Raw genomic sequence first — 14,829 nt, 5'->3', positions numbered from 1 at the left:
GGGCGTAGGGCCGAAAGGCGCTACGCCCATCGGCGTTTCTGGCGCACGTCGCCCCCCATACGACGCGCGCTCCCGTCCCTTAGGCTGGAATACACACCATGCTGGAACAGCAACTCGTCAACGCGCTCTCCCTCGGGTGCGTGTACGCCTTGTTCGCGCTCGGGTTCACACTCGTGTTCGGCATCCTCGGCGTTATCAATCTTTCACACGGCGCGGTTTTCATGGTCGGTGCCTATGCGGCGCTGCAAGCCGTCGTGCGCCTGCATCTACCGCTATGGGCGGCCATTCTCACGGCCGTCGTCGTCGCTGGCCTGCTGGGCCTGATCATCGACGTACTGGTGCTAAAGCCGTTGCGCAAGCGCGGTGCGCCTCACCTGATTCCGATGATCGCGACCATTGGCGTGGGCATTCTGCTCAACAACGGCGTGCAGGGCATTTTCGGCGCGGAGAACCTGCGTTTTCCGTACGACATCGTCTCGCAGGACACCCTCACGGTGGCCGGCGTTCATATGACGGTGCTTGAACTGGCGATCATCTTCATCTCGTTTGCGCTCATGGCCGTGCTCATTACCACGATCAAGAAGACGCAATTGGGACGTGCGCTACGTGCAATCGCCGAATCGCCGAAAGCGGCGTATCTGCTGGGCATCAACGTCGAAGGGTTGTTTCTGGCGACGTCGTTCGCTGCCGCAGGTCTGGGCGGTATGGCCGGCGTGCTGATCGGCCTTTACTCCAACGCCGTGTTCCCGCTCATGGGGCAGCCGATGCTGCACAAGGGCATCGCCGTGATCATTCTCGGCGGCATGGGTGACATTCGCGGCGCGATGATCGGCGGCTTGTTCCTCGGCTTCGCCGAAGTGCTGTCGGTGGCGTACATCGGCTCGAACATGCGCGATGCCGTGGCGTTCGGCCTTCTGTTCCTGATCCTGCTGGTGCGTCCGCAGGGGTTGTTCGGCAAAGTGCTCGAACGCAAAGCGTAATCACGGGGGCGCAATGGACTGGTTCAATAATTTCTGGGCGGTGTACAGCAATCTGGTGCTGACGTTGGGTACCAATGCGTTGCTGGCACTGTCGATTTACCTCACGCTCTCGTGCGGCATGCTTGCCATGGCCAACGCGGCGTTCATGGGCATTGGCGCGTACAGCGCAGCACTGCTGACGATGAATTACGACGCGCCGTTTGCCGTGTCGCTCGCTGGTGGCATGGCCGCGCCGGCGCTGATCGCATTCATCATCGGCAAGCCGACGCTGCGCCTGTCCGGCGTGTATCTGGCCATGGCGACGCTTGGTTTCGGCGAAGTCGTGCGCGTGCTCATCCTGAACACGGAAGATCTGACGGGCGGCGCGCTCGGTCTGAACGGCATTCCGCAACTCACGCAGTGGTGGCATGTGGCGGCGGCTGTCGTGATCGTGCTGGCGGTGCTGTGGCGTCTGCGTCGTTCGAAGGTGGGACGCGCATTCGAAGCCATCAAGGAAGATGAGACGGCAGCCGGCCTCATGGGCATCAACGTCACGGGCTACAAGATGCTGGCGTTCGTGCTCGGCGCGGTGCTGGCCGGTCTTGCCGGTGCGCTCAACGCACATTTGACGTTCTTCATCGGACCGAACGAATTCGGCTTCGACCGTGGCGTCGAAATTCTGACGATGGCGATTCTCGGGGGTATCAACGGTCTCGTGGGCCCGGTGCTCGGCAGTACGATTCTGACGTTGTTGCCGGAACTGCTGCGCGCGTTCAACGACTTCCGTCTCGTGGTCAACGGCCTGATCCTGGTGCTGATCGTGCTGTTCCTGCCCAAGGGCATCTGGGACCCGATGCGTTTTCGCCGTTGGTTCCGTGCCGACAAGGCGCGTTCCGCGTCTTCCACGTAAGCGCACGGAGGACACGACATGCTTAAGCTTTCCAATATTTCCAAGCGCTTCGGTGGCCTTCACGTGCTGCAGGACGTGAACATCGAAGTCCCGCAAGGTACGATCTTTGGCCTTATCGGCCCGAACGGTGCCGGCAAGACGACCGTTTTCAACCTGATCACCGGCCTGTTGCAGCCCACGGGCGGCAGCATCACGTTCAACGGCGAGAGTCTGGTGGGCGAGAAGCCGCACCGGATTACGCAGCGCGGTATTGCGCGTACGTTCCAGAACATCCGCATCTTCAAGGAGATGACGCTGATCGAGAACGTCGTGGTTGGCATGCATCGCCATCTCACGTATGGTCCGGCGGGTCTGTTGCTGTCGCTGCCGGGCTTCCGCGATATGGAGAAGCGTTCGCGCGAGCGGGCGCACGAGCTGCTTTCGTGGGTCAAGCTCGACCATAAGGCGTACGACATTGCGGACAACCTCTCGTACGGCGATCAGCGCAAGCTCGAACTGGCGCGTGCGTTGGCAACCGAGCCGAAACTGCTGCTGCTCGATGAGCCGGTCGCGGGCATGAACACCGGCGAGAAGGTCGATCTGATGAGCGAGATCGAGAACATCAAGGCGCGCGGTTACACGATCTTCATGATCGAGCACGACATGCGCTTCGTGATGGGGCTGTGCGAGCGCATTGCCGTGCTGAACTTCGGCCGCATCATCGCCGAAGGCAAACCGGACGAGATCAAGAACAATCCGCAGGTCATTGAAGCCTATCTGGGCCGCGATGACGATGACGATGTGGCGGCCCTGGCGGCTGGCGCGGAGGACAAGGCATGAGCGCGCTGCTCGAAGTGAAGGGCCTGAAAGTGGCCTATGGGCATATCGAGGCCGTGAAGGGTGTCGACTTTGCGTTGCGCGAGCACGAGATCACGTCGCTCGTCGGCGCGAACGGTGCGGGCAAGTCGACCACGTTGCTCGCGCTGTCCGGCCTCATCAAGAAGCAGGCGGGCACCATTGTCTTTGAGGGTGAGGACATTGGCGGCCTGGCGCCCAACAAGATCGTGCAGCGCGGGTTGGTGCAGGTGGCGGAAGGGCGTGCCACGCTCACGACCATGTCGGTGCGCGAGAATCTCGAACTGGGCGCGTACACGCGACGCGACAAGCAGAACATCAAGCCGGATCTGGACAAGGTGCTTGAGCGTTTTCCGCGGCTCGCAGAGCGTATCGACCAGATGGCAGGCAATCTGTCCGGCGGTGAGCAACAGATGCTGGCGATCGGCCGTGCGCTGATGGCGCGTCCGAAGCTGTTGTTGCTCGACGAACCGTCGATGGGGTTGGCGCCGATCATCGTGCAGGGCATTTTCGCCACGCTCAAGGAGATCAATGCCGATGGGTTGACCATCTTCCTGGTCGAGCAGAACGTGCGTCAGGCACTCAAGATCGCTCAGCACGGTTACGTGTTGGAGACCGGCAAGGTCGTGTTGGAGGACACTGGCCGGAATCTGCTCGGGAATCCGCGTGTGCTGGAGGCGTATCTGGGCGGTTAAGTTCCGAAAGGGGCACGGGACGAAGGTGTGTTCAAAACGCATATTCGAACGTTGCCGGCCAATGCCATGAAGTGACGCCAACGGCGTCGACGGGCTATTCGAAGATAGCTGGTCGACGCCGTTTCTCTTTTTGTGGACGGACGCCGAAAGGCAACATCAACGCAAGGCACGTTGGCAGGCCGTCGGAATTGGTGCATGCTGCGGCTATTCGGCCGCGGGCACTCACGGCGACGCCGCCGACGAGGCTCCGTCGATTCGGCATTGCGCTCGACAGGAGGAAGAGACTTCATGGACGGCTTTCTGATGGAGCACGCTTCGCGCGGACAGCGGGCCTTTGCTGGCTGTCTGGCGATCGTCATCCTCGCCGCCTTGATCCTGGCGGCACCGCAAGCGACCGCGATGCTGCCCGCCGTCGCTCCCTTTCTGCCGATGTGCGGGCTGACCGTGTTCACGACGGCGGCGATCGTGGCGTATTTGCTTTCTGCGCAATTTCTGGTCAGCCGCCGGCCGGTGTTTGGTTGGCTTGCCGGTGCCTACGCTTTTACGGCGATGACTGTGGCGATGCAGTTGTTGACGTTCCCCGGACTCTTTGCCCCCACGGGATTGTTTGGCGCCCATCCCACGACATCCGGTTGGATCTGGGTCTTCTGGCATGCGGGATTTCCGACGTTCGTCGTCATCGCGATGCTCTCGCAGCGCCTCTATCTATCGACTTTCACGCCGAAGCCCGTGACCCAATTGCTCCCGGTCGGCCGACGCCTTTGGCTTTACGTCGGGCTACCGTGGGTTGTGGGCGTGCTGCTGTGTTTGACGGCGCTGACAGTGCGACTACCGCCGGCCTTGTTACCGGCCACTGCGCCAGGCGACTTCTCTGGCGGCGGAACCGGCATCGTTCTACTCGTGCTCAATCTCGTGGCCCTCGGTGTCGTGCTGGGTGTCGGGCGGTTGCGTACTGTTCTCGATCTTTGGGTCGCACTGGCTGTACTGGCTTGCGTGACGGACACCGTACTGAGCCTGATGAGCACGGTCCGCTTCTCGCTCGGCTGGTATCTCGCCCGCTTTTTCAGCATGTCGGCGCCGGGACTCCTTGTTTGCGTGCTGGTGTGGGAGGTGACACGCCTGTATCGCGAACTCACGCGCGCGCATCTGCGCCTGATTGAGTACAGCAATCGCGATGCCCTGACCGGCATCTACAATCGCCGCTACTTCAACGATCGTTTTCCCGGTGACTTCGAGCAAGCGCGTCGCGCTGGACATCCTCTGTCGCTGTTGATGGTCGACGTCGACCATTTCAAGCGCTACAACGACGAACATGGCCATCCCGTGGGCGACGAGTGCCTTGAGCACGTTGCGCTGGCGTTGATGCGCTCGACGCACCGCCCAACCGATCTCGTCGCGCGCTACGGGGGAGAGGAGTTCGTGATCGTGTTGCCTGAGACGAATGGCAAGGGCGCACATTTCGTAGCCACGCGCGTGACGGAGACCGTACGTGCGTTGGCTATCCCGGGCTCGGGACCGCAGGGTGTCATGACCGTCAGCGTCGGATGCGCAACGCACGTACCGCAGCAAGGGGATGCGCGAGATACGCCGGAGCGGTTGATTGCATTGGCCGATGAGGCGCTATACGCAGCGAAACGCTTGGGGCGTGATCGTGTCCACGTGGCAACGGGTGTGTCGGTGGGGGATGTGTGTGAAGGCGGTGGCGCGGCCACTGACGTGCCGCGCGCGAACCTGAGCATCTGAGGATCGCCCGGACAGCCGGGCGATCAGTGTCAGACGCGTTCGTACGTAACGAACGAGTAATCGAAATCGTTCGGCGCGGGCGAGTGATGGGTTTCACGCGCTGTCTCGCGCCATTGCGCTGCCGACAGATCAGGGAAATGGGCATCGCCTTCGAAGGCCTTGGCGATCTCTGTCACGACGACCTTGTCGGCACTCGCCAACGATTCTGCGTACAACTGCGCGCCGCCGATCAGGCAGATTTCCTCGACGCCCACACACATGCGCATCGCATCCACCAGCGAACCGGCCACTTCGCAACCGTCAATCTTCAGATCCGGATTGCGCGATACGACGATATTGCGGCGCCCCGGCAGCGGACGCCCGATCGAATCGTATGTCTTGCGACCCATCACGACAGGCTTGCCGAGCGTCGTGCGCTTGAAGTGGGCGAGGTCTTCCGGCAAGCGCCATGGCAATTGGTTATCGCGCCCGATCACGCCATTCTCGGCTCGGGCGACGACCAGCGTCAGTATCGTCATACGGCCACCGGTGCCTTGATATGCGGATGCGCTTCGTATCCGGTGATATGGAAGTCCTCGAATTTGTAGTCGAAGATCGAGTCGGGCTTGCGCGCGATTTCCAGCTTCGGCAGCGGGAACGGTTCACGTTCGAGCTGCGTTTGCACCTGATCGAGGTGGTTGTTGTACAGGTGACAATCGCCGCCGGTCCAGATGAAATCGCCCACGTCCAGCCCGGTTTGCTGCGCCACCATGTGCGTGAGCAACGCGTAGCTGGCGATGTTGAACGGCACACCGAGGAAGATGTCGGCACTACGTTGATAGAGCTGGCACGACAGCTTGCCGTCTGCAACGTAGAACTGGAAGAACGCGTGACATGGCGGCAACGCCATACGCGGGATCTCACCGACGTTCCATGCGGATACGATCAGGCGACGCGAATCGGGCGTCGAGCGAATCTGATCCACGATCTGCGTGATCTGGTCGATATGGCCGCCATCCGGCGTCGGCCACGAACGCCACTGCGCGCCATAGACCGGACCGAGTTCGCCGTCGGCATCGGCCCATTCGTTCCAGATGGAAACGCCGTTTTCCTGCAAATAGCGCACATTGGTGCTGCCCTGCAAGAACCAGAGGAGTTCGTGCACGATGGACTTGATGTGCACTTTCTTCGTGGTGACGAGCGGGAATCCTGCCTGCAGGTCGAAGCGCATCTGATAGCCGAACACTGAGCGTGTGCCCGTGCCGGTGCGGTCAGTCTTGTCTGTGCCATGTTCAAGTACATGGCGCATGAAGTCGAGGTACTGTTTCATAGGCCCATCCGTTTTGCCGGATTTTACCAGCCTCTGCGTAACAGTGTCCTTCCCGGGCCTCAGGCCACGGCAGGACTCGCGGTGAATGCTACCGGGTGTTGCACCGTGAGCCTCAGTCCCACGCGATCGCCTGCTTCGTGGGCGAGCTCGCCATCGACCCGCGCTACGACCTCAATACCGGACGCCAGACGCAGCGTGTACAACTGATCGGCGCCGCGAAATGCGCGTCGTACGAGCGTGGCTTCGAACGGGCTTGCCGGGTCGTGCGCGATGTCGTCTGCACGCAGCAAGACGTCGACATGGACGGGATAGGTGTCTTTCGCGGCATTGCGCAGCAGCTTGTCGGCCAACGCCGGTGAAATGGAAATTTCCCCTAGTTCCATCGAAATGCCGCCGCCGTCCGCATTGCCGCGGAACGTACCCGGAATCAGTGCCCCGCGACCGATGAAATCCGCGACCACGCGATTGGCGGGCGTGCGCCAGAGTTCGCGGGCGGGAGACCACTGGGCAATCGCCCCCGCATGCATCACGCCGATGCGGTCGGCCATGGCGAACGCCTCATGCTGATCGTGTGTGACCAGAATGGCCGTGGCACCGCTCGCACGGATGATCTCGCGAACTTCGACGGCCAGGCGCTCGCGCAGATCGAGGTCGAGATTCGAGAAGGGCTCGTCCAGCAGCAACAGCGCCGGCGCGGGCGCGAGCGCGCGGGCAAGCGCCACACGTTGTTGCTGGCCGCCCGACAACTCGTGGGGATATTTTCGCAGTGCGCCAGACAGACCGACACGTTCGGCAAGCATCTCGACGCGGGCCTTACGCTCCCCGCGTGGTGTGCGGCCCAGACCGAAGCCGATGTTCTGCGCCACGTTCAGGTGGGGGAACAGGGCATAGTCCTGAAATACCACGCCCACGTGGCGGCGCTCCGGCGGCTCGCTGATTTGGGCATTCGCGACTTCATGACCATCGAGCACGATCCTTCCGCCGACCAACGGTTCGAAGCCGCAAACCGCCCGAAGTACGGTCGTCTTGCCGCATCCGGACGGGCCCAAAAGGCACCCGATCTCCCCGCGTGCAAGGGACAGCGACAGGTCGCGTACGGCTGTGTGGACGTGTCCTGCGGTGTCATAGCTGACGGAGATGTGATCGAGCAGTAGATAGGGCAGAGGCATCGGCGTGATGGAGGTTTGCGCTGGGCGGTTGACCGTTAGTTACGCTGGTTGCGTTAGCGGCGCTAGCGTACGGAACATGGTCTCGTACTTGCCGTCTTCGACATCGTTGGTAGATTGGTTGGCTGGCTCGTTGGCGAGTTTTGCTTGTCGGGCACTTTCCGGGCGTGACCGCGTCAGAGGCGCAGATGGGAATGCGTATAATTTACAACGCTTTAGACCAGAGAGTGACTTCCGGTTCCCTTCAGTAATACGCAAAGGGCGTCGGGGCGTGGTGACCCACGGTCACTCACGGTCACCCATGGTCACCGATGGCCATATTTCGTAGCGCTGACGCACCGTTGCCGCGCAGCGCTATTTGTCTAGCCACGATGCATCTTGATTGACGCTGTACTTCCCGTAATCTCCGGACCCCCCGAGATCCCCGGGACTCCTTTTACCGCTTCCAACCACGATTTGCCGATGTCATCGACGCCTCCGTCACGCGCCGTTACCGATACGCTACCCGCTGAATTGCCCCCGGAAGCGACACAAAGGCGAGCATCGCTCACGCCTGACCTCGTCGCGCAGACTCGGTCGACGTCACCCACCCATTTTGAGGCGCGTCGCGTGCCGCGCCGCCGTCACCATCGGTTTTTCGGTGCTTCAGGGTGGCGACTGGTGGCATGGATTCCGGCGCTGATTGTGCTCGTGCCGATGTTCGGCATTCTGGCGGCCCTGGGGGCGGGGGATGCTGACACCCGAGCGGTCCTGACGCACATGCTCGATACGGTGTTGCCAGAGTACGCGCTGAATTCACTACGCATCTCGCTGGCAGTGAGCGGTGGCGTGCTGGTGATGGGCGTGGCGAGCGCATGGCTGGTCGTGCACTACGCCTTTCCGGGACGGCGCGTGCTCGAGTGGGCGCTCATCCTGCCACTGGCGATGCCTGCGTATGTCACCGCTTATGCGTACACCGACTTCCTCCAGTTCGCGGGACCGGTGCAGACGGGCTTGCGGCAGATGCTGGCGGTCGACCGTCTGGCATGGTTCCCGGAAATCCGTTCCTGGTATGGCGCGGCCTGGGTCTTTGCCGGTGCCTTCTATCCCTACGTGTATTTGCTGGCCCGTACGGCGTTCACGGAGCACAGCCAACGCTTCTTCGAAGCGGCGCGCACGCTGGGATGCACGCCGCTGCGTGCGTTGGTACGCGTCGCACTGCCGCTCGCGCGCCCGGCGTTGGTCGCAGGGGTGGCATTGGTCCTCATGGAGACGCTGGCCGATTACGGGGCCGTGGCGTACTTCGGTGTGCCCACTTTCACGACGGGCATCTACCGCGCGTGGCTCTCGATGGGAGACCGTGTGGCGGCGGCACAGCTGTCCGCGTGTCTGCTGTTCGCGGTCATGCTGCTTCTGGTCGCCGAGGCACGCAGCCGGACGCGCCTGCGCTATTACGGCGCGCCGGGACGCACGCCGACAACATCGCGTCGTACGCGTCTCAAGGGGCTACGCGGCAGTCTGGCGACCCTCGTTTGTGCGCTACCGCTTGTCATTGGCTTTGTGCTTCCGGCACTCATCATGGTGCGACTGGCGGTGTCCGAGCTGGATCAGGTGCCCTGGCCGCGCTATGGCGAATGGGTCTTCAACACGGTGCGGCTCGCTGCGGTGGCCGCGGTCGTAGCTTGCGTATTCGCGCTGGTGCTCGGCTATGCGCAGCGACTGGCGCCGGGGCGCATTACGCGTATCGCTGTGCGGCTGGTCGGGGTGGGGTACGCGATTCCCGGGGCGGTCATTGCGTTAGGCATTCTCACGCCGGTTCTGCATCTGGATACCTGGCTTGGCAATGCGTTCGGTGCGAACGGTTTGGTGCTTGCCGGGACCGGCGGCGTGTTGATTTATGCCTATCTCGTTCGATTCCTGCCCGCCGCGCTCCAGAGCGTGGATGCCGGCTTCGCCAGAATCGCGCCAAATCTCGATGCCAGCGCCCGGAGTCTCGGAGTGGGGGGATGGGCGATGTTGCGCCGGGTTCATCTGCCATTGTTGCGGGGGAGCGTGCTGACGGCCGCCTTGCTGGTGTTTGTCGACGTCATGAAGGAGCTGCCCGCCACGCTTGCGTTGCGGCCTTTCAATATGGATACGCTGGCTGTGGTCACGAGCCATCTGGCCGCCGACGAGCGTCTGGCTGAGGCGGCAGTGCCTGCACTGACGCTGGTTCTCGTCGGACTGTTGCCGGTACTCGTGCTGGCTCGCACGATCGCTCGTCGCCCTTGAGGTCTCAAAATGCGCCGCGTGCGTCATCGTGGCGCCGCTTTGTTAAATCTAGAAACGTTTCACAGTTGCCGCGTCGATAGCGTCGCACTATAGTCAAATCAGACCCGGCGACCGAGCTGGGATGATTGAGCGTCAACAAAATGATTGCGATCATCATTTGCAAATGTTGGCTGTTCATGGCCTTGGCGACGGCACCACCGCCCGAGGCACCGCTCAACACGGCTGACGGCGGTTGGAGTGCCGTTTTGCTGACGGGGGCGATGCGCTAGGCGGTTGTCCTGGGAGGGATCGGCGCAAGGACATTTCACCGGACGCAGGACGTCCGGGGGAAGCGTGCAACCTGACGAGACCATGTCGGTTACGTGTCATGTCGGCACCGTTGCGCCTTTGACGATGCCGTCCGCTCAGGTTGTCTCCCGCGACGGTTGATGCGTCATCTGCCCGTTGTGACTCCGTTTGGAGCCGTTCGCGTGGGTTCGCGGACGTTGCGTGTCAATCGAGTGTTGTTTTCACGTATCGTCAGGGGCGGCCCCGAGTGACGTTTTTGTCGCGTGCGCCGCAAAATCGCTGTCAATGCAGTGCCTTCGGGAGATAGGCATGGCGCTATGGCGGATCGATCTCGTCTCGTTACGGTTGTTCGTCGCGGTTTGCGAAGAGAGCAGCATCGCTCGCGCGGCGGAGCGTGAGTTCATTGCACCTTCGGCCGTCAGTAAGCGGATCAACGACCTTGAATCGCTGGTCGGCTCCGCGCTCTTGCAGCGTCACAAGTGGGGTGTCAGGGCCACACCCGCCGGCGAAGCGCTGCTGCATCACGCGCGCAACGTACTACGCAGCCTTGAGAAGATGCAGGGCGACCTGTCGGAGTACACAAGTGGCGTACGTGGGCACATCCGCATCTTCGCCAACGTTTCCTCGATTGTCGAAACATTGCCCGACGAGCTCGGCGCCTTTCTGCGGCGTCACGAGGGCGTGAAAGTCGACCTGGAGGAGCACACCAGCGCTCAGGTCGTGCGCGGCGTGGCCGACGGGGCCACCGATATCGGCATTTGTTGGGATGCCGTCGATACGCGCGACGTCGAAGTTTTCCCCTACCGTCACGATCAGATCGTGACCGTGCTCCACCGCGACCATCCACTCGCCTGCGCACCGCAGCTATCGTTCATCGAAACGCTGGACTTCGATCAGATCGGCGTTCACCCGGACAGCGCGATGTACACCGTATTTCGGCGGTTAGCCGCAGAGCAGGGTAAAACCGTCAAGTTTCGTATTCACGTCTCGACGTTCGAAGCGGTCTGCCGCATGGTGCGGGCTCAACTCGGGCTTGCCATCGCGCCTAAGGAAGCCGTTGGTATTTATTCACAGGTGACGGACGGCGAAGCCTTGCGAATCGTGCCGCTGACCGACCCGTGGGCGGCGCGCCGTCTGGTCGTCTGCGTTCGCCGCTACGACGCGCTGCCGGTCGCGTCCCGCATGCTGGTAGACCATTTGTGCGCCCGTAACGTAACGGGGGGGTAACGTGCCCGAGGCGGGCGAAGCGTGACGGAAAGGCGACAGGTCCTTACGGCGGGTGCGAGTCCTCGCCGGCAGGCATCGTGAACCGCGATGTCTGGCATGCCGAAACACAACTTGCCGCCATGTCACGGTCAGCGGATGCTCTGGATGCCGATAGCGATTCCGGCCGACGAGCCGGGGCGCGCCTGTATCTCGCATAGTGCGGGAGGAGACACGCGATGACACATGCCGAAGCGCGCCGCGTGCGCGAAGCCGTGGGACGCCTGATTCTCGTCCTTACGCTGATGGCGTTGGGCCTCATAGCACTCAGTCTGAGCGGCGGTGCCTCCGCTGCACCGGCCCAACCGCTCGAAAAACCAAAGATCACCATCGCCGTCGGCGGAAAGCCCGGCCTCTATTACCTGCCCCTCACCATCGCGGAGCAACTCGGCTATTTCAAGGACGAGGGGCTCGACGTCACCATCGATGATTTTGCCGGTGGGTCGAAGGCGTTACAGGCGGTCGTTGGCGGGAGTGCCGATGTGGGCACCGGCGCCTTCGAACATACGCTGCTCATGCAGACCAAAGGCATGACCTACCAGTCGTTCGTCGTGCTGGGTGCGGCCCCGCAACTTGTGTTGGGCGTGGTCAAGAGCAAAGCGGCAGAAGTGAAGTCGGTCAAGGATCTGAAAGGGATGCGGGTCGGTGTCAGCGCGCCGGGTTCGAGTACGCACATGCTGGTGAGCGTTGCGCTGACGAAGGCCGGACTCAAGCCGACCGACGTGTCGATCGTCGGCGTCGGGAGCAACGCTACGGTCATTGGTGCGACGCGCAATGGACAAATCGACGCCGTTTCCAACGTGGATCCGATGATGACGTTGCTTCAGGAGTCGGGCGACGTGAAGGTGCTGATCGATACGCGTACGCAAGCCGGGACCCGCGCAATGTTCGGCGGTCCGATGCCTGCGGCTGTCATGTATGCGCCCCAAAACTTCATCCAGAAAAATCCGAGGACGGTACAGGCGCTGGCCAATGCCATCGTGCGAGCCGACAAGTGGTTACAGCGGGCCACGGCCGCGCAGTTGCTCAAAACGGTGCCCGAACCCTATCTGCTCGGTGACAAGACGCTCTACCTGAAAGCCTTCGCCAACTGCCGCGAGGCGTTCTCTCCGGATGGTCTGATGCCGACCGATGGACCGGCGACAGCACTCAGAGCGTTGGCCTCGTTCTCCCCGGAGGTCAAACCGTCGCAAATCCGTCTGGGGGATACGTGGACGAATACGTTCGCTGCACAGGCGAATCGCCAGTATCCCTGAGCGTCGGTCGACGAACACGCGTTTGGATGTCATGACCCCACTTTTTCCTCGCTGTCGCCGGCTGCCTCGGCACGCAACTTGCGATCGAAACGGGTGAACCCATGCGGGAACATTCGAGGAGCGATCTCATGCAAGCCACCGTGCAATTGAATGGCCGGGTACTGTGGTTGAGCGACCGGGCTGATACGATGGTCCGTCAACTGGCGGGGGAAGACCTGACGCGTGCCGAAGCCGGTCCGCTGCGCGATCAGATATCCACCGACGAAATGACGCCCGCCCGGGCATGTCTTGCATTCGACGAATCGCTTGGCGATTACGTTTATGCGGGTTTGCGATGCAGCGAGGACACGACCGATCCGACCGGCGTCTTCCCCGTCAAGCCAAAGGCGGTGCGCGAAGGGGGCTTTGCGTTGTCGGTGGCGGGGCTGCGTCGCGGCAAAGGGTCGTCGAGGGAGGCCAGCCCATTCGCCGAGTGGTGTGCCGGCATCCGTATCGTGATCGCCGAGAGTTTCGAGCGCATCTATGCGCAGAATTGCCAGAACCTCGGTCTCCTGATGTCCACCGATCTGGCCCTTGCCGAGCGCTTGCAGCGCGGCGAAGCGATTCCCATCGAGGCGTTTCTCGAAGACTGCGATCCGTTGGGCGAGGCCATTGTCCGTAGCGGTGGGTTGTTCGGCTATACGCGCCGCAGACTGTCCGGAGACATCGTGCCGCCGCAACCTGCGCATGCGCCGGGCGCCATGACTTACGGCGAAAAAATCATCGCACGAGCACTGGGCGTTGGCCGCGTGCGGGCGGGAGATGCGGTGTTCGTCCCCGCAAGCTGGCGCTTCTCCCACGAGTACGTGACACCGATGGCCGTCAGCTTCCTGCGTCACGCTTTTGGAGACGAATCACCGGCGTTGCACGATCCGTCGACCGTTCTTTGCTTCGAAGATCATTTGACGCATCTCGATGCGGTGTCCGCCGATGGCAGCCGCTCAACGCAAATCGTAGACGCCGCTCGGCGGTTGGGTACCGTTCAGCGCGAGTTCTGCACGCAGCACGACGTGCGTTTGCACGGACGTGCAGCGGGCGGCGGCTCTGAGGGGATCTGCCACGCGTTGATGCTGGAACGCTATGCGTTACCGGGGCAGATCATCGTCGGTACTGACTCTCACACGCCCCATTGCGGCGCGGTCGGCGCCTTCGCCTTTGGCGTGGGCGCCACGGAGATGGCGAATGCGTGGTTGACGGGAGACGCACGACTCGCGGTGCCTGGTACGTGCCTCGTCCACCTCCGTTCTCGCTTGCCGACGGGCGTCGGCGCAAAGGACCTCGCCCTGCATCTGCTGCACTTACCGTACATCCGCGATGGCCGCGCCATCGGGCAGATCATCGAGTTTTCCGGCGAAGCGGTGGCGCACTTGTCGACCGACGAACGGGCCACGCTGACCAATATGGTGGCCGAGATCGGTGGGCTGACGGGTCTGGTCGTACCGGATCACGAGACCGTACGCTACTTGCGAGAACGACGCGGTATCGACGTCACGTTAGATACGTGGATGACGAGTGATACGCAGGCGTCGTATGCGCATGTGATCGAGATCGACTGCGGGCAGGTCGGCGCGATGGTGGCGAGTCCGGGGGACCCGGGCAACGGTGTGGCGCTCACCGAGCTGTCGACTGCCGTGCCCATCGACATCGCGTACGGCGGATCGTGTACGGGGAGCAAGCGCGACGATCTGCGCGCGTGTCACGACGTGCTGTCATGGGGCCTGTCGCAGGGGCATCGTGTCGCCGATGGCGTGCGCTTCTATCTGCAATATGGAAGCGAAGACGTGCGTCGCTGGTGCGAAGCACAGGGTTACGCGGAAGTGTTCAGGGCCGCAGGCGTGACGATGCTCTCGCCCGGCTGCGGTGCTTGTGTCAACGCAGGTCCCGGCGTGTCGACGGCAGCGGACGACGTGGTCATCAGCGCCCAGAACCGAAATTTCCCTGGCCGATCCGGGCCGGGACAAATGTGGCTGGGCAGTCCGGCCACGGTGGCGGCGAGTGCCTTGGCGGGGTACATCGTCGGCTTCGATCAATTACGACGCGACGGATTCGCGACCCACCTGGCGCGCGTGCCGCCGCGGTGTGGGGGCGAGGCCTCGCGAGTCAGTTCCGGAGGTTAG

At 62.4% G+C, this 14,829-nt stretch carries 12 protein-coding genes; 9 read left to right on the top strand and 3 right to left on the bottom strand.

All coding sequences use genetic code 11. The features are described 5' to 3' along the window. Positions 1-98 precede the first annotated feature (98 nt). From A9762_RS09265 to A9762_RS09245, 5 genes are all read left to right on the top strand, one after another. Positions 99-980, top strand: a complete 882-nt coding sequence (locus A9762_RS09265) for a branched-chain amino acid ABC transporter permease (RefSeq protein WP_069341749.1) — start codon at positions 99-101, stop codon at positions 978-980. 13 nt (positions 981-993) lie between these two features. Continuing rightward, positions 994-1,869, top strand: a complete 876-nt coding sequence (locus tag A9762_RS09260) for a branched-chain amino acid ABC transporter permease (protein ID WP_069341748.1) — start codon at positions 994-996, stop codon at positions 1,867-1,869. Between the two features lie 18 nt (positions 1,870-1,887). Continuing rightward, positions 1,888-2,688, top strand: a complete 801-nt coding sequence (locus A9762_RS09255) for an ABC transporter ATP-binding protein (protein ID WP_069341747.1) — start codon at positions 1,888-1,890, stop codon at positions 2,686-2,688. After that, positions 2,685-3,398, top strand: coding sequence for an ABC transporter ATP-binding protein (locus tag A9762_RS09250; RefSeq protein ID WP_069341746.1), 714 nt, complete (start codon positions 2,685-2,687; stop codon positions 3,396-3,398). The genes A9762_RS09255 and A9762_RS09250 overlap by 4 nt, the downstream gene beginning before the upstream one ends. Positions 3,399-3,686: 288 nt before the next feature. Further along, a complete protein-coding gene (locus A9762_RS09245) occupies positions 3,687-5,141 on the top strand; it encodes a sensor domain-containing diguanylate cyclase (RefSeq protein ID WP_069341745.1) in 1,455 nt (484 codons plus the stop codon). A 29-nt stretch (positions 5,142-5,170) separates the two neighbouring features. On the opposite strand, the gene A9762_RS09240 is transcribed toward A9762_RS09245, so the two are convergent. From A9762_RS09240 to A9762_RS09230, 3 genes are read right to left on the bottom strand one after another with little or no spacing between them, the layout of a single operon-like run. Beyond that, the gene (locus A9762_RS09240; RefSeq protein ID WP_069341744.1) at positions 5,171-5,659 is read right to left on the bottom strand and encodes a dihydrofolate reductase; all 489 of its coding nucleotides are present in this window, start codon (positions 5,657-5,659) and stop codon (positions 5,171-5,173) included. Then, a complete protein-coding gene (locus tag A9762_RS09235; protein WP_069341743.1) occupies positions 5,656-6,450 on the bottom strand; it encodes a thymidylate synthase in 795 nt (264 codons plus the stop codon). Before A9762_RS09235 ends, A9762_RS09240 begins: the two co-directional genes overlap by 4 nt. Before the next feature lie 59 nt (positions 6,451-6,509). Continuing rightward, a complete protein-coding gene (locus tag A9762_RS09230; RefSeq protein WP_069341742.1) occupies positions 6,510-7,619 on the bottom strand; it encodes an ABC transporter ATP-binding protein in 1,110 nt (369 codons plus the stop codon). A 459-nt stretch (positions 7,620-8,078) separates the two neighbouring features. Here A9762_RS09230 and A9762_RS09225 point away from each other — a divergent pair, with 459 nt between their 5' ends. The 4 genes from A9762_RS09225 (at position 8,079) to A9762_RS09210 (ending at position 14,829) form a co-directional block, all read left to right on the top strand. After that, positions 8,079-9,866, top strand: a complete 1,788-nt coding sequence (locus tag A9762_RS09225; RefSeq protein WP_170836212.1) for an iron ABC transporter permease — start codon at positions 8,079-8,081, stop codon at positions 9,864-9,866. A gap of 456 nt (positions 9,867-10,322) precedes the next feature. Next, positions 10,323-11,381: a LysR substrate-binding domain-containing protein gene (locus A9762_RS09220; RefSeq protein ID WP_371442664.1), complete on the top strand. Its 1,059-nt coding sequence runs from the start codon at positions 10,323-10,325 to the stop codon at positions 11,379-11,381. 215 nt (positions 11,382-11,596) lie between these two features. Continuing rightward, positions 11,597-12,673, top strand: a complete 1,077-nt coding sequence (locus A9762_RS09215) for an ABC transporter substrate-binding protein (protein ID WP_083253779.1) — start codon at positions 11,597-11,599, stop codon at positions 12,671-12,673. A gap of 128 nt (positions 12,674-12,801) precedes the next feature. Continuing rightward, entirely contained in the window at positions 12,802-14,829 is a 2,028-nt protein-coding gene (locus A9762_RS09210) for an aconitase family protein (RefSeq protein ID WP_069341740.1), read from the top strand.

The organism is Pandoraea sp. ISTKB (assembly GCF_001721285.1).
In the GTDB taxonomy this organism is placed as follows: domain Bacteria; phylum Pseudomonadota; class Gammaproteobacteria; order Burkholderiales; family Burkholderiaceae; genus Pandoraea; species Pandoraea capi.
The sequence above is the reverse complement of the archived record's forward strand: the minus strand, read 5'-3'. Positions and strand labels throughout refer to the sequence as shown.

Coding starts and splice junctions, on each gene's coding strand:
- A9762_RS09230 (WP_069341742.1), bottom strand. CDS start 7,619: ATGCCTCTGCCCTATCTACTGCTCGATCACATCTCCGTCAGCTATGAC.
- A9762_RS09260 (WP_069341748.1), top strand. CDS start 994: ATGGACTGGTTCAATAATTTCTGGGCGGTGTACAGCAATCTGGTGCTG.
- A9762_RS09255 (WP_069341747.1), top strand. CDS start 1,888: ATGCTTAAGCTTTCCAATATTTCCAAGCGCTTCGGTGGCCTTCACGTG.
- A9762_RS09210 (WP_069341740.1), top strand. CDS start 12,802: ATGCAAGCCACCGTGCAATTGAATGGCCGGGTACTGTGGTTGAGCGAC.
- A9762_RS09225 (WP_170836212.1), top strand. CDS start 8,079: ATGTCATCGACGCCTCCGTCACGCGCCGTTACCGATACGCTACCCGCT.
- A9762_RS09245 (WP_069341745.1), top strand. CDS start 3,687: ATGGACGGCTTTCTGATGGAGCACGCTTCGCGCGGACAGCGGGCCTTT.
- A9762_RS09215 (WP_083253779.1), top strand. CDS start 11,597: ATGACACATGCCGAAGCGCGCCGCGTGCGCGAAGCCGTGGGACGCCTG.
- A9762_RS09250 (WP_069341746.1), top strand. CDS start 2,685: ATGAGCGCGCTGCTCGAAGTGAAGGGCCTGAAAGTGGCCTATGGGCAT.
- A9762_RS09235 (WP_069341743.1), bottom strand. CDS start 6,450: ATGAAACAGTACCTCGACTTCATGCGCCATGTACTTGAACATGGCACA.
- A9762_RS09240 (WP_069341744.1), bottom strand. CDS start 5,659: ATGACGATACTGACGCTGGTCGTCGCCCGAGCCGAGAATGGCGTGATC.
- A9762_RS09265 (WP_069341749.1), top strand. CDS start 99: ATGCTGGAACAGCAACTCGTCAACGCGCTCTCCCTCGGGTGCGTGTAC.